Here is a 14,350-nt window from a genome sequence, read left to right on the forward strand (position 1 = left end):
CGAATCGTAAAAAGTAAAAGAACCAAAGGAAAATATCAAACATGGACCAACTACAAAAGAGCGATATGAGCCTTAAGTTAATGACATTGGGGGTTGGGGGTGGTTTGTAAGTTTCAATGCACATACCTAAATTCTTTAAACCCCATTGCAGTGGAAATATCCCGATTTCATCGGGAATTGTAACGCAAAGCGGGACTGAACGTTCCGAAGAAACGATAACGCTGCTTTTCTAAATATTTCGGAATAACAGAAGAACATATTATTATTTAAATGAGAAATTAAAAACTAATTTATTAGTTTCGTTCAAATTTAACCAAATGAAAAAAACTCTCTTAATTTCAATTTTATTGGGCTCCGGTATGTTTGCAAATGCACAAACTAATCAAGCCGAAAAGAAACAAAATAATGCTAACGAAACTGGCAAAAATGAGCTAAAAGTGAATTTATTAACTTCTATTTTAGCGTTACCAGAAATTAGCTATGAGCGAATTATTGAAGATAATATGGGTGTTGGCATTTCATTGTCAGCCGGAATAGGCGATGATGACGATTTTTCAGAATACCGATTTCTAGCTATTCCACACTATAGATTATATTTTGGTAAGAAACGTGCAGCAGGCTTTTTTATAGAGGGAAACGCTGCAGTTGGTGCGATAAGAGAAAATAATTATCAATTTTATGACGATGTTATAGGAAATTATAGAACGCCGATAAATAAGTCGCCAGTAATTAATTTTGGATTAGGTGCAGCGGTTGGTGCTAAGTTTTTAACCAGAAACGGATTTACCGGCGAGATTTACGGTGGTGTAGGACGCTTCCTGGGCAATAATCGTTCAATAGAAGCTTATCCAAGAATTGGAATTATTTTAGGTAAAAGATTTTAATCAAAAAAAGAGGCTCATAAGCCTCTTTTTATTTTAATGTCTACCTCTGCCGTGTCCTCTATCATGGTGGGCTTTACCTCTTCCATGAAAATCATGACCTCTGTTTACGTATTTTACGCTTTTATATGATCTTCCTGGTGCGCTATACCTAACCCGGTTGCCACCGCCACCGTAAGAATTACGATAATAATTGGTGTGGGTAGCATATCTTACACGATGTGTGTTGTAACTGCGATATGGACTGTTACCATAAACTACAACTTTTCTGCCGTGATTTAAATTATAACCTCTGTATCTGGCTGGCAAATACCTCGACCTCGTCCATCGATTACCACTTAAGTAAACGAATTGCCTTTGCGGAACGTAGTAATAAGATTGAACTTCGGGTAAATAGTAATAGTTAACGTTTTGATAACCGGCCGGAACCCATGCAGGTTGCGTGCCAATGTTTACGTTTAAACTTACTTGAGCGTTAGATTCTTTTGATGTTAAAGCCACGATTCCTACAATCGCGGAGATGATTAGTAACTTTTTCATAATAATCTAAATTTAATTTGTGTGTACTTGTATAAATTCAAACGCTGTGCCAAAACCATTATTGTAACAAAAAAAGGAGCTTCTTCCGAAACTCCCTTACCACAACTAAATACGATTATCCACGGCCATGCCCTCTTTGATTATTATTTCTTTCTGGACGATTATGGTTTGAATTATCATTACCACGATTGTTATTTTGTGCTGGTCGAGTATTTCGATTGACATTTACAACAGTTTTTTGGTTCCGATTAGGACGATTGGTAACTACAACAGTTTTATCATTCTTATAATTCGGGTGACCTTTTACCACATAATATTTACTATCGTGACTATCTCTGATAATGGTTTGGCGGCCGCGGTAATTTTTGTATTTCGCATAATTTGTTACATAATAGTTGTTTTGTAAGTAGGGTTTGGGTTTATTTACCACTACTTTGTAAGCTCGATATAAATCGAAATTTCTAAACTGCGGAGGCAGATTATTTGCCCAAATCCAATTATTGCCATTAGCATAAATATACTGACCAGATGGAACGTTATAATAAGCATTGATATCTGGGAAATAGTAGTAATCTACATGGTTGTAACCTGTTGGCCCCCAAGCTGGCTGAGATCCAATATTTATGTTTAAACCAACTTGTGCTTTTGCATTGTTTATGCTGAATAATGAAACCATCAGAACTGCAGCAAATAATACCAACTTTTTCATAACTTTTAAATTAAGGTTTCTATTGTGTGTTAATTATTGAAATAGACATAGCCGTTACACAGTAGTTTAATTGTAACAATCCGTTTTAACATTCTTTAACTATATTTGCCGAAGCAATACATTAAAGGCACAATTTTAATATGGGTTTAGGTACAAACCAAAGAAATTTCGAACTTGTTTCAGGACTGGAAATTCACGTTCAGTTAAATACAAATACCAAAATATTTTCTGCCGATAGTGCATCTTTTGGTGCTTTGCCTAATCAAAATATTTCTACGGTTTCGCTTGCTTTGCCAGGCGCTTTGCCTAAACTTAATAAAGAAGTTGTTGCAAAAGCCGTTAGAATTGGTCTTGCCTTAAATTGTACAATTAATCAAACCAATCATTTCGATAGAAAAAACTATTTCTATGCCGATCTGCCAAAGGGATATCAAATTACACAAGATAGCCAGCCAATTTGTGTCAACGGTTTTTTGGAGGTTGAGCTTGGCGACGGTTCGACTAAGAAAATTGGAATTAATAGAATTCACTTGGAAGAGGATGCTGGTAAAAGCATACACGATCAAGATGATAATTATTCTTTGGTTGATTTAAACCGTGCGGGCGTTCCTTTAATTGAAATTGTAACAGAACCAGATATTCGCAGTGCGGAAGAAGCATCAGCTTTGCTAAGTGAAATTAGAAAACTGGTTCGCCATTTAAACGTGAGCGATGGTAACATGGAAGAGGGCAGTTTGCGTTGCGATGCAAATATTTCCATCCGCGAAAACGGTGCAACAGCATTTGGTACCCGTTGCGAAGTGAAAAACCTAAACTCAATGCGTAACGTACGTAGAGCAATGGAATTCGAATTCGGCAGGCAAGTAGAGGTGATTTCTAACGGCGGTAAAATTATTCAGAGCACTTTAAATTTTGATGCAGATAAAGGCACAACATCGCCTATGCGTACCAAAGAAGAGGCAAATGATTATCGTTATTTCTCTGACCCGGATTTGCAGCCAATTTATATCTCTGATGATTGGTTAGCAGAAATTACATCGGCCATGCCTGCTTTGCCGAATCAAATATCAAAAGAAATGGTTGCAGAATTTGGTATTAGCAAAGCTGATGCAGCCTTATTTGCCGAAGATTTAGATTTGCTGTATTATTTTAATGCGGCTTTACCACTTGTTAAGACGAAGAAAACATTAATAAATTGGCTAATCGGACCGATTAGAGCAGTTTTAAATGAAAAAGGAATTGCAATTGCTGAATATAAAGTTAAGCCTGAACAATTGGCCATGACGATTAATTTGGTTGATGATAAAAAACTAACACAGCAGATTGCCATACAACAATTATTACCTGCAGTAGAACAAAAAGATGAGGTAAACGTTGCTGAATTAGCTCAGTCTTTAAATCTCTTGATTTCTGAAAACAGCGATGAATTGAGCGGTTTTATCGATGAAGTTTTACAAAAATACCCTGCACAGGTTGATGCATATAAAAAAGGCAAAAAAGGCGTTTTAGGTTTGTTCGTTGGCGATGTTATGAAATTGGCCAAAGGCAAAGCGGATGCTAAAAAATTAAATGAATTGATACTTGAAAAATTAAAATAATGAAATTAAAAAACCTGAGTTTAATCGTATTAATTGCGATAGCGTTTACAGCTTGTAAACCGAAAGATAGTTTTAACATTGATGGAACGTTCCAAAATCCTGGAAGCGAGAAGAAAGTTTTCTTATATGGAATGGAAAGTAGCCAAATGGTTGCTATAGATTCTACTAATTTATCAGAAAAAGGAGAATTTAAGTTTATCCGTAAAACACCATCCGTTGATTTTTTCCGTGTTTCTGTTGGTAATCACGAATTTATGTTAATTGCTAAAAATGGCGATGACATAAAACTAGAAGCAGATTTGGCTGATAAAACGATGGCTTACAAAATTTCTGGTGCGAATGAAGTGGAGAAGTTATCAGAAGTGAATGATTTGAGAAATACCTACGCTAAACAGGTAGAAAATTTACAAAAAGATTTTGAAGCAAAAGTAGCGCAACAACCTTCAAACCGAGCTGTAATTTTAGAACAGTTAAAGCCGCAATATGAATCTTATACCAACCAGTTAAATGTTGGTATTATTAAGTTTGCAAAGGATAACAAAGGTACTTTAGCAAGTTTTTATGCAATGAATACTTTAAGTCCGCAAGAATATGAAGCAGAATTGGTGAAATTTGCTGATGAAATTAAAGATGAAATTAAGGGGAATGCTACTGTAGATACTTTTGTTAAACAAATGGCTTTATTAAAATCTGTCCAAGTAGGACAAGTTGCACCAGCATTTACTATCAATGATGTTAATGGTAAGCCTGTTAGCTTAGCTGATTATAAGGGTAAATATGTTTTGGTTGATTTTTGGGCCTCATGGTGTCAACCCTGTCGTCAGGAAAATCCAAATGTTGTAAAAGTTTACAATCAATATAAAACTAAGAATTTCGATATTTTAGGTGTTTCATTGGATACCGATAAAGCAGCTTGGTTAAATGCAATTAACGCAGACGGATTAAAGTGGACTCATGTTTCTGAACTTAAAGATTTCAATGGAGAAACTGTTCGTAAGTATCAGGTTCAAGCAATTCCAACCTCATATATTATTGCACCAGATGGAAAAATTGTTGCGAAAAACTTACGCGGGAACGAGCTTGAAGCATTTTTAGCAAAAACGTTACGTTAAAAGAAACTCAATGTTAAACTAATTTGAGTTATTAACAATTTCTTAACTTAGGGTTAACTGAATATTGCATCACAGACACTACTTTCGTAATAAATATTTAACTAATGAACAACGTAGGTCAGAAAATATTAATTGTTGATGATGAACCAGACATTCTGGAACTGATTGAATATAATCTTAAAAAAGAAGGTTATCAGGTTTTTACAGCATCTAATGGCCAAGAAGGTATAACTGTTGCCAAAAAGGTTCATCCGGATTTAATTATTTTGGATATCATGATGCCGAAAATGGATGGGATAGAGGCTTGCAGGTTAATGCGGGCAATTCCAGAGTTCAAAAATACATTCATGGTTTTTTTAACCGCTAGAAGTGAAGAATACTCGGAAATTGCAGGTTTCAACGTTGGCGCTGATGATTATATTGCTAAACCGATTAAACCAAGAGCATTGGTAAGCCGTATTAATGCCATTTTGAGAAGAAATTCTGGAACAGAAGAAGTTTCAGAAAATAAACTTGAGATTGGTGATTTAGTTATCGACCGCGAAGCTTATTTGGTTTTTCAGAATGGTAATAAGGTGGTATTGGCGAAAAAGGAATTCGAATTGTTGTATCTTTTAGCTTCTAAACCTGGCAAGGTTTACACCCGTGAATCTATTCTAAAAAATATTTGGGAAGATTCAGTAGTGGTAACTAACCGTACAATTGATGTTCACATTCGTAAACTCCGCGAAAAATTAGGTGAAAATTATGTATCAACAGTAAAGGGAGTAGGTTATAAGTTTGAGCTTTCTTAAATAAACTTAAAAAAATATTTAGCCCCGTAATTTATAAAATTCGGGGCTTTTATTTTTAACCTAAAGCTTGTTCTAAATCTGCTATTATATCATCAACGTGTTCCAATCCTACAGAAATTCTAAGTAAATTTTTAGGTGTTTTACTGTCTGGTCCTTCAACTGAATAGCGGTGTTCTATTAAACTTTCAACACCACCTAAACTTGTAGCTTGTGCAAATAATTTAACTTTATTAACAACTTTGCTCGTATCGTTTACATCACCTTTAACTAAAAACGACATCATACCACCAAAATCTTTCATCTGTTTTTTAGCAATATCATGCTGTGGATGTGTTTCCAATCCTGGGAAAAATACAGCCTCAACTTTTGGATGATTGACTAAATACTGAGCAACTTTTTTCCCATTTTCACAATGGCCTTTCATGCGATAGGCTAATGTTTTTATACTTCTGCAAAGCAGAAAACAATCAAAAGGAGATGGAACGGCTCCGCCAGTTTGCTGAATATTTTTAATTTTTTCCCAAAGTTCATCCTTTTTGGCTGTAACTAAAATGCCACCTAAAACATCACTATGTCCGCCTAAATATTTAGTACTGCTGTGCATTAAAATATCAGCACCTAATAAAATCGGATTTTGCAGAATTGGCGAAGCAAACGTGCTATCGCAAGCTAAGGTTATTTGATTTGCCTTGGCAATTTTTGAGATTTCTTCAATATCCGTAATCTTTAATAATGGATTGGAAGGTGTTTCAATCCAGATTAATTTTGTGTTGGGTTTTATGGTAGATTTTATCAAATCTAAATCGGTTTGATCTATAAAATCAAATTCCAAAATCTCATTAAAGATGGTAAGTAATTGCTTTTTTATGCCCCAATACATATCATCAGGGGCAATAATGTGTGTGCCAGGTTTGAAAGCCTGAAACAAACTTAAACCGCAATTATTGCCCGATGCGAAAGCTGCAGCATCTTCACCGTACTCAAGTTTAGCAACGGTGTTTTCTAAAGCAGACCTGTTTGGATTGCTCACGCGACTATACATATGACCACCTGGGTAACCACCATGTTCATCCCTAAAAAAAGTGGTAGATAAATTTAATGGCGGTGTAACATCACCAGTTGTGGTTTTGACAATATTAGATGCGTGAATAGCAAGGGTTTCGGGTTTCATTATAATTTCTATTTAGATGCGATTAACCGCAACGCAAGTTAATAATTTGAAGCAAAATTAATGTTAGCAATTGTTTTGGCAAGATTTATGTATTCAGTTTGGCAGAAATTAAATTAAACAAAATGAAAAGATTATTTATAGCTATCGCGATAGCATGTTCTACATTGGTAATGTTACAAAGTTGCTCGTCAACAAAAAATGCAACAACTGGTATTAATGGTGGCAGAGGTACAATCACTGGTACATGGGTTTTGAATAATATTACCTTGGAAGGTTTGCCAGACCAAGCTGTTCAAGGCTTGTTTGGAGAAAAATCTTATAAATGTTTTCAAGGTAGTACCTGGAAGTTAACAAATAGTGGAAATGGTTCATATACATTGCCATCATCTAGTGCATGTGGTGAGGTAATGCAAACAATTTTCTGGTCGGCTACACCATCAGAAGAAACATTTCAATTCAAGAAAATTTATGAAGGAGATAAAGCTAAAAACGTAACAGAGGGTTATCGTTTAGTATTAACCCAACTTTCTAAAGGAAATATGGTTATGAAATCTCCAATCGAGTTTGGTGGTAAAACGGCTAACATCGTATTAACGTTTTCGCCAGCAATGAATTAGAATTTACCTAGGAAAAACATAATGGGAAAGCACTTCTGAAAAGAGGTGCTTTTTTGTTATAGCCACAGATTCACAGATTAATATTTTTTTTGCCACGGAAGCACGGATAACACGGAATTAATTGACTAGATGATTTTCCGTGCCTTCAGTGTTTCCGTGGCTATTATTATTTTATTTAAATACTAAATTTTTGAAATAAATAATCTGATAATTCTGGGGCTAACCTATTGTTTGCTAAAAAATGATGAAAAACCTTTCCGTGTCTTTTGTGCTTCCGTGGCAACAATTATTTATGTTTTTTTTAAATAGAAAATCTGTTAATCTGTGGCTAACCCTCCGTTTGTTACAAGAAAATGATTATAATAGAAGCACTTCTGAAAAGAGGTGCTTTTTTGTTATAGCCACAGATTTACAGATTAATATTTTTTTTGCCACGGAAGCACGGAGCACACGGAATTAATCGACTAAATGATTTTCCGTGCATTCAGTGTTTCCGTAGCTATTATTATTTTATTTAAATACTAAATTTTTGAATAAATAATCTGTTAATCTGTGGCTAACCTATCGTTTGCTAAAAAATGATGAAAAACCTTTCCGTGTCTTTTGTGCTTCCGTGGCAACAATTATTTATGTTTTTTGTAAACAGAAAATTTGTTAATGTGGGGCTAACCTATTGTTTGCTAAAAAATGATGAAAAACCTTTCCGTGCCTTCAGTGTTTCCGTGGCAACAATTATTCATGTGTTTTGTAAATAGAAAATCTGTTAATCTGTGGCTAACCCTCCGTTTGTTACAAGAAAATGATTATAATAGAAGCACTTCTGAAAAGAGGTGCTTTTTTGTTATAGCCACAGATTTACAGATTAATATTTTTTTTGCCACGGAAGCACGGAGCACACGGAATTAATTAAGGAGATGATTTTCCGTGTCTTTTGTGCTTCCGTGGCTATTATTATTTTATTTAAATACTAAATTTTGAAATAAATAATCTGATAATTCTGGGGCTAACCTATTGTTTGCTAAAAAATGATGAAAAACCTTTCCGTGTCTTTGTGCTTCCGTGGCAACAATTATTCATGTTTTTTGTAAACAGAAAATCTGTTAATCTGTGGCTAACCTATCGTTTGTTACAAGAAAATGATTATAATAGAAGCACTTCTGAAAAGAGGTGCTTTTTTGTTATAGCCACAGATTTACAGATTAATATTTTTTTGCCACGGAAGCACGGAGCACACGGAATTAATCGACTAAATGATTTTCCGTGCCTTTAGTGTTTCCGTGGCTATTATTATTTTATTTAAATACTAAATTTTTGAATAAATAATCTGTTAATCTGTGGCTAACCTATCGTTTGCTAAAAAATGATGAAAAACCTTTCCGTGTATTTTGTGCTTCCGTGGCAACAATTATTTATTTTTTTTTGTAAACAGAAAATCTGTTAATCTGTGGCTAACCCTCCGTTTGTTACAAGAAAATGATGTTCAAATCGCCTCAAAATTGTATTTTTGTTCAAAATAAAAGTCAGAAATGAATACAACTGAGCAAGTTGAAAAAATATTAGCTGATACATCATTATCAACTGAACTACAAAAGATAGCGCACAAAGTACTTAAGCAAGAACGTATTACTTTTGATGAAGGTGTTTATCTTTATGAACACGCAGAATTAGGTTATTTGGGTGTTTTGGCCAACTTCATTAGAGAAGCTAAGCATGGCGACATAACATATTTTAATCGCAATTTCCATTTAGAACCTACAAACCTTTGTGTTTACGATTGCAAATTCTGTTCATATTCCCGCTTAATTAAACAAAAGGAAGAAGGCTGGGCTTTGACAATGGACCAAATGCTGGATATCGTTAAAAAATACGATGATGAGCCAGTAACCGAAGTTCATATTGTTGGTGGCGTTTTACCGCAGTACGATATGGCTTTTTATGCGAGTTTGTTTTCTGCAATTCGTGCCCATCGTCCGGATTTACATGTTAAAGCATTAACACCTGTTGAGTATCATTATATTTTCAAAAAGGCGAAAGTAGATTATGCTACCGGAATGAAGCTGATGAAAGAGGCTGGTTTGCAATCTATGCCAGGTGGTGGTGCAGAAATCTTTCATCCAGAGATAAGAGAACAAATTGCTAAAGATAAATGTACTGGCGAACAGTGGTTGGCTATACACGAAGAATGGCATAAATTAGGTATGAGAAGTAATGCAACCATGCTTTACGGTCATATCGAAAAATACGAACACCGGGTAGACCACATGGAAAAACTTCGTGATTTACAAGATAGAACTGGAGGCTTTCAAACATTTATTCCATTGAAGTTTAGAAACCAGCACAATCAAATGAGTAATGTTCCAGAATCATCAGTAATTGAAGATTTGAGAAACTACGCCATCGCTCGTATTTACATGGATAACTTCGATCACATTAAAGCTTATTGGGCAATGATTAGTCGTGAAACAGCACAGTTATCTCTGAATTATGGTGTTGATGATATTGATGGAACTTTAGACGATACAACAAAGATTTACTCAATGGCTGGTGCTGAGGAACAAACACCTGCAATGAGTACAAAGGAATTGGTAAATCTGATTAAACAGGTCGGCCGACAAGCAATAGAACGCGATACTTTATATAACGTGGTTACCGATTTTGAAAACGTTGTTTTTGAAGAAGAGAAGAAGCCAGCTTACTATAAATTGCCAGTTGTAAATTAATCTTGAATGAACAAGTGATAGATTGAGTGAATTTTGCGAAATGCTTCAACATTCTCTATTCAATCATTCACTAATTCAATCATTATCTATTCAATCAATCACTAATTCAATCAATCACTAATTCAATCATTCACTAATATAAGAAATGAAGCAAATTTATATCATCCGCCATGGCGAAACAGAACTTAACAGACAAGGAATAGTACAAGGCAGAGGTATAAATTCTGATTTAAACGATACCGGTAGGGCACAAGCCGAAGCTTTTTATCAAAAATACAAAGATGTTCCATTCGATAAAATTTATACTTCGGATTTGAAACGAACCTGGCAAACGGTGCAAAAGTTTATAGATGCTAAATTGTCTTGGGAAAAACTTTCAGGTTTAGATGAATTGGCTTGGGGTGTTTGGGAAGGTAAGGCTAACACAGAGGAATCTCGTGATGCATTTCGCGAAATGTTACAAGCTTGGGAGCAAGGCGATTATACTGCCCATTTTGAAGGTGGCGAAAGCGTACAGGATGTTTATGAACGCTTAAAACAACCTATGCAGGTTTTAACAACCAGGCCCGAAGAAAAAAATGTTTTGCTTTGCATGCATGGTAGAGCAATGCGTGTTTTCTTGTGTTTGCTGTTGAATAAGCCACTTAGTGAAATGACGGAATTCCCTCATCAGAATACAGTTTTGTATAAAATGGGGTTCGAAGATGGAAAGTTTACCGTATTGGAATTTAATAGTGCCGTTCATTTGGATGGATTGGTGATTGAATAGTTAATAAAATTCGTCATTGCGAGGCACGAAGCAATCTAATCTATTGCATTACGCTCGAAAGATTGCTTCGTGCCTCGCAATGACGGCAATATTTTAAAAATAATACCTTGAATAAAATTAAAATATCGGCTGTTGAGTACACCAATACCAAAGCCTTTATATATGGAATCGAGCATTCCGATATTATAAATCAAATAGATTTAAGCTTGGATATTCCTTCAGAATGTGCAGCTAAAGTGATTAGCGGAGTTGTAGATATGGGTTTAATGCCTGTTGCTGCAATTCCACTGGTGCCAAATGCAAATATCGTAGCTGATTATTGTATTGGTAGTGATGGTGCAGTTAATTCGGTATTTATTTTCAGTAGCGTACCTGTAAATGAAATTAAAACCTTGAGGCTGGATACACATTCCAGAACTTCGAATAATCTTGCTAAAGTGTTACTTAAATTTTATTGGAAACAAGATGTCGAATTTATTACGGATATTCATCAGGAAACTGATGCTGTTGTTTTAATTGGCGATAGAACATTTGGTAAAAAAGATGATTACGCATTTGCTTATGATATGGGAGCAGAATGGAAAAATTTTACGGGCTTACCTTTCATGTACGCAGCCTGGGTAGCCAATAAAGAAATTCCGCAGGTATTTAAGGATGAATTTAATGCTGCCTTAAAGTTTGGGTTAAAGCATAAAAAAGAGGTTCTACAGCATTTGCCTAAAACTGATAATTTCGACTTAGGCGATTACCTTTACAACAAACTTCAGTTTGAAGTTACAGAAGATAGAATGAAAGCTTTGAAATTATTTTTAGGATACATTGAAGAACTGGAGAAAGAAACAGTTTAACAACACTTAATATTTAAGCTTTCGTCATTCCCGTGCCTACGGACATCTTAACACCTGTAATATTTTAATTCTGCATTAAGATGCACAGTCAAACTGAGCATGACGAAAGCGCTAAATATCTATTCTACTAATGCGTTTTCAATTTCCCAGCAATGGTTTCCAATTTACTCTTAAGCTTACTCAGTGCACCTGAAATTGCTAAATCATAATTGTTACCAAAATTTGTAACCGCTATTGGTTCTTTACCAGATATTCTGGCTTCTAATAAGCAACGTTTATCTTCCAAGCCATCCTTACTTCCGTTTTCATCAGAAAGATGAACTTCTAATCTGGTTATTAAATCACTGAAACGACTTAAAGATTCTGTTATCTGGGCTTGTATCTTATCTTCGTATTCCTGGTGTATGGTCAAGTTCTTGTCGGTATTCAGCTGAATCGTCATAATATTAAATTTAAGGTTAAATAATATTATGATAACAGTCAGAATGGATAAACGTTTTATTTTTAGTTAAATGATTGTCTAAATTCAATAGGCGACATTTCAGTTTTCTTTTTGAAGAGCGTGCTAAAGGATTGCGCATGTTCGAAACCTAAATCATAAGCAATTTCGCTGATTGATAAATTTGTGGTTGAGAGTTTTTCTTTTGCCTTTTCTATTAATTTTTCGTGAATGTGTTGCTGCGTATTTTGGCCAGTATGCACACGAAGTAAATCACTTAAATAATTTGGAGATAGATTCATGTGTTCTGCAATCATCTTCACCGTTAATAAACCTTGATTTACATTTTGATTATTACTGAAGTAACCATCAACGAATTGCTCAAATTTGACCAATATTTGATGGTTATTGTTTTTTCGGGTAATAAACTGTCGCTCGTAAAATCTATTTGAATAGTTAAGCAACAATTCAATCTGAGAAATTATAATTTCCTGCGTGTGGCGGTCGATATGCTTGCATTCGTTATTAATTTTATCAAAGATGTTAATGAGGTTATTTTCTTCATCTGCAGAAAGATGAAGCGCTTCATTAACTGCATAATCGAAAAAGCCATAGGCACTTATCGCAATTGCCAATGGATGTTTAAGCAAAAAATCGGGATGGAAGATGAGCAAATAACCTTTGCCACATTCAATGGTTTCTAAGTCTAAATGTTGCACCTGATTAGGTGCCGTAAAACTCAGTACACCTTTATCATAATCATAATGTTGCTGTCCGTAACGAATCTTTCCGGTTGCTTCTCTTTTTAAAGCAACACAATAAAAACGGTTTACAAATCCCTTCCACACATCATCTTCGAGAAATACACTTTCTGCCAGGTTAATTACACTAACCAAAGGGTGCAATGGTTCGGGTAAAGATAGTAACTTGTGAAATTGTGAAACAGACTTAATTTCGTTCATCATACTAAATTAAACATTATTAAAATTAGCGGCTGCATTTTATATACAGGCCCTAATTATTCTAATCAATTAAACCCATGCTAAATTCATCATAAGGGTTTCCTGTATTTGTACCTAATGGAACGATACTTTCAATTTTAGCCAATTCACTTTCCGTTAAACGAATGTTTGTTGCCTCGATATTTTGCTCCAGATATTTTCTTCGCTTAGTACCTGGAATAGGTAAAATACCTTTGCTGATAATCCAGGCAAGCGCCAATTGTGATGAAGTTACATTTTTTTCTGTAGCAAGTGTTTCGATGGCTTTAACCAATTCTATATTCTTATAAAAATATTCTTCCTGAAAACGCGGTATTGCCCTGCGGAAATCATCAGCAGGTAAATCATCAATACTTTTAATTTCTCCCGTCAAAAAACCTCTGCCAAGTGGCGAATAGGCAACAAAACCAATACCATGCTGACTAAGCGTATCCAACACACCACGCTCTTCAACAGTACGTTCAAATAAAGAATATTCACTTTGTATAGCTGTAATTGGATGGATTGAGTGTGCTCTTTTTACCGTCTCAGAAGAAACTTCCGATAAACCGATGTAACCAACTTTCCCTTCCTTAACCAAATCAGCCATAGCTTGCACAGTTTCTTCTACAGGCGTACTCTTATCTAATCTGTGCATGTAGTACAAATCAATAAAATCGGTATTCAGGTTTTTTAACGAACGTTCTACCGCTTTTTTTACATACTCTTTTTTACCATTAATTGCCCAGGTTACTTTATTGTTATCATCAATTTCCCAACCAAATTTTGAGGCTATAATGTATTTATCTCTGTTGCCATTAATTGCCTTTGCTATAAGCTGCTCGTTCTTAAACGGTCCATACAAATCTGCTGTATCTAAAAAATTGCCACCTAATTCCAGCGAACGATGAATTGTGGCAATGGCTTCCTTTTCATCTGCCTTACCATACATATTCCCATCTTGAAAACCTGTCATGCCCATACAACCTAAACCTATTTGCGGAACTTCCAGGCCTTGACTTCCTAATTTTATTTTCTGTATATCCATCATTTTATGTTTTATAAATCAAAGGTATTGCCTTTGATGATTAGCATTGTATGCAAAGCCCTGATTGTTGTAGGTAAATCAAGGATTTTAAATAGATACAGAATTATAAGGGTTTAGTAGCAAA

At 35.0% G+C, this 14,350-nt stretch carries 14 protein-coding genes; 8 read left to right on the forward strand and 6 right to left on the reverse strand.

Annotated elements, in window-relative coordinates:
- Positions 1–317 precede the first annotated feature (317 nt).
- On the forward strand, positions 318–884 hold the full coding sequence (locus QWY86_RS03085; protein WP_290238642.1) for a hypothetical protein: 567 nt from the start codon (positions 318–320) through the stop codon (positions 882–884).
- 33 nt (positions 885–917) lie between these two features.
- Here QWY86_RS03085 and QWY86_RS03090 read toward each other — a convergent pair whose 3' ends face one another.
- Both QWY86_RS03090 and QWY86_RS03095 read right to left on the reverse strand, forming a co-directional pair.
- The gene (locus tag QWY86_RS03090) at positions 918–1,421 is read right to left on the reverse strand and encodes a hypothetical protein (RefSeq protein WP_290238644.1); all 504 of its coding nucleotides are present in this window, start codon (positions 1,419–1,421) and stop codon (positions 918–920) included.
- Positions 1,422–1,536: 115 nt separating this feature from the next.
- Positions 1,537–2,130 carry a hypothetical protein gene (locus QWY86_RS03095; RefSeq protein WP_290238646.1) on the reverse strand — a complete coding sequence of 198 codons (594 nt, stop codon included), beginning with the start codon at positions 2,128–2,130 and terminating at the stop codon, positions 1,537–1,539.
- Between the two features lie 140 nt (positions 2,131–2,270).
- Here QWY86_RS03095 and gatB point away from each other — a divergent pair, with 140 nt between their 5' ends.
- The 3 genes from gatB to QWY86_RS03110 all read left to right on the forward strand — a co-directional run bounded on the left by gatB (position 2,271) and on the right by QWY86_RS03110 (position 5,634).
- Positions 2,271–3,728: an Asp-tRNA(Asn)/Glu-tRNA(Gln) amidotransferase subunit GatB gene (gene gatB, locus QWY86_RS03100; protein WP_290238649.1), complete on the forward strand. Its 1,458-nt coding sequence runs from the start codon at positions 2,271–2,273 to the stop codon at positions 3,726–3,728.
- A complete protein-coding gene (locus QWY86_RS03105; RefSeq protein ID WP_290238651.1) occupies positions 3,728–4,840 on the forward strand; it encodes a TlpA disulfide reductase family protein in 1,113 nt (370 codons plus the stop codon). The genes gatB and QWY86_RS03105 overlap by 1 nt, the downstream gene beginning before the upstream one ends.
- A 104-nt stretch (positions 4,841–4,944) precedes the next feature.
- Positions 4,945–5,634 (forward strand): response regulator transcription factor, encoded by a 690-nt coding sequence (locus tag QWY86_RS03110; RefSeq protein WP_290238655.1) that lies wholly within the window; start codon positions 4,945–4,947, stop codon positions 5,632–5,634.
- A 55-nt stretch (positions 5,635–5,689) separates the two neighbouring features.
- Here QWY86_RS03110 and QWY86_RS03115 read toward each other — a convergent pair whose 3' ends face one another.
- The gene (locus tag QWY86_RS03115; protein ID WP_290238657.1) at positions 5,690–6,805 is read right to left on the reverse strand and encodes a trans-sulfuration enzyme family protein; all 1,116 of its coding nucleotides are present in this window, start codon (positions 6,803–6,805) and stop codon (positions 5,690–5,692) included.
- 122 nt (positions 6,806–6,927) lie between these two features.
- Here QWY86_RS03115 and QWY86_RS03120 point away from each other — a divergent pair, with 122 nt between their 5' ends.
- The 4 genes from QWY86_RS03120 (at position 6,928) to QWY86_RS03135 (ending at position 11,759) form a co-directional block, all read left to right on the forward strand.
- Positions 6,928–7,422, forward strand: coding sequence for a lipocalin family protein (locus QWY86_RS03120; protein ID WP_290238658.1), 495 nt, complete (start codon positions 6,928–6,930; stop codon positions 7,420–7,422).
- 1,526 nt (positions 7,423–8,948) lie between these two features.
- The gene (gene mqnE, locus QWY86_RS03125; RefSeq protein ID WP_290238660.1) at positions 8,949–10,142 is read left to right on the forward strand and encodes an aminofutalosine synthase MqnE; all 1,194 of its coding nucleotides are present in this window, start codon (positions 8,949–8,951) and stop codon (positions 10,140–10,142) included.
- A 145-nt stretch (positions 10,143–10,287) separates the two neighbouring features.
- Entirely contained in the window at positions 10,288–10,911 is a 624-nt protein-coding gene (locus tag QWY86_RS03130) for a histidine phosphatase family protein (protein WP_290238662.1), read from the forward strand.
- Positions 10,912–11,018: 107 nt separating this feature from the next.
- A complete protein-coding gene (locus QWY86_RS03135; RefSeq protein WP_290238664.1) occupies positions 11,019–11,759 on the forward strand; it encodes a menaquinone biosynthetic enzyme MqnA/MqnD family protein in 741 nt (246 codons plus the stop codon).
- A 127-nt stretch (positions 11,760–11,886) separates the two neighbouring features.
- Here the strand turns inward: QWY86_RS03135 and QWY86_RS03140 are convergent, their stop codons facing one another.
- The 3 genes from QWY86_RS03140 to QWY86_RS03150 all read right to left on the reverse strand — a co-directional run bounded on the left by QWY86_RS03140 (position 11,887) and on the right by QWY86_RS03150 (position 14,229).
- Entirely contained in the window at positions 11,887–12,201 is a 315-nt protein-coding gene (locus tag QWY86_RS03140) for an HPF/RaiA family ribosome-associated protein (RefSeq protein ID WP_290238666.1), read from the reverse strand.
- Between the two features lie 62 nt (positions 12,202–12,263).
- Complete coding sequence (locus tag QWY86_RS03145; protein WP_290238997.1) at positions 12,264–13,160, reverse strand: helix-turn-helix domain-containing protein; 897 nt, start codon at positions 13,158–13,160, stop codon at positions 12,264–12,266.
- Positions 13,161–13,221: 61 nt separating this feature from the next.
- Complete coding sequence (locus QWY86_RS03150; RefSeq protein ID WP_290238667.1) at positions 13,222–14,229, reverse strand: aldo/keto reductase; 1,008 nt, start codon at positions 14,227–14,229, stop codon at positions 13,222–13,224.
- Positions 14,230–14,350 lie beyond the last annotated feature (121 nt).

It is taken from the genome of Pedobacter aquatilis (genome assembly GCF_030409415.1).
Lineage (GTDB): Bacteria > Bacteroidota > Bacteroidia > Sphingobacteriales > Sphingobacteriaceae > Pedobacter > Pedobacter aquatilis.

Coding starts and splice junctions, on each gene's coding strand:
- QWY86_RS03095 (WP_290238646.1), bottom strand. CDS start 2,130: ATGAAAAAGTTGGTATTATTTGCTGCAGTTCTGATGGTTTCATTATTC.
- QWY86_RS03110 (WP_290238655.1), top strand. CDS start 4,945: ATGAACAACGTAGGTCAGAAAATATTAATTGTTGATGATGAACCAGAC.
- QWY86_RS03085 (WP_290238642.1), top strand. CDS start 318: ATGAAAAAAACTCTCTTAATTTCAATTTTATTGGGCTCCGGTATGTTT.
- mqnE (WP_290238660.1), top strand. CDS start 8,949: ATGAATACAACTGAGCAAGTTGAAAAAATATTAGCTGATACATCATTA.
- QWY86_RS03115 (WP_290238657.1), bottom strand. CDS start 6,805: ATGAAACCCGAAACCCTTGCTATTCACGCATCTAATATTGTCAAAACC.
- QWY86_RS03150 (WP_290238667.1), bottom strand. CDS start 14,229: ATGATGGATATACAGAAAATAAAATTAGGAAGTCAAGGCCTGGAAGTT.
- QWY86_RS03090 (WP_290238644.1), bottom strand. CDS start 1,421: ATGAAAAAGTTACTAATCATCTCCGCGATTGTAGGAATCGTGGCTTTA.
- QWY86_RS03140 (WP_290238666.1), bottom strand. CDS start 12,201: ATGACGATTCAGCTGAATACCGACAAGAACTTGACCATACACCAGGAA.
- QWY86_RS03145 (WP_290238997.1), bottom strand. CDS start 13,160: ATGAACGAAATTAAGTCTGTTTCACAATTTCACAAGTTACTATCTTTA.
- gatB (WP_290238649.1), top strand. CDS start 2,271: ATGGGTTTAGGTACAAACCAAAGAAATTTCGAACTTGTTTCAGGACTG.
- QWY86_RS03130 (WP_290238662.1), top strand. CDS start 10,288: ATGAAGCAAATTTATATCATCCGCCATGGCGAAACAGAACTTAACAGA.
- QWY86_RS03120 (WP_290238658.1), top strand. CDS start 6,928: ATGAAAAGATTATTTATAGCTATCGCGATAGCATGTTCTACATTGGTA.
- QWY86_RS03105 (WP_290238651.1), top strand. CDS start 3,728: ATGAAATTAAAAAACCTGAGTTTAATCGTATTAATTGCGATAGCGTTT.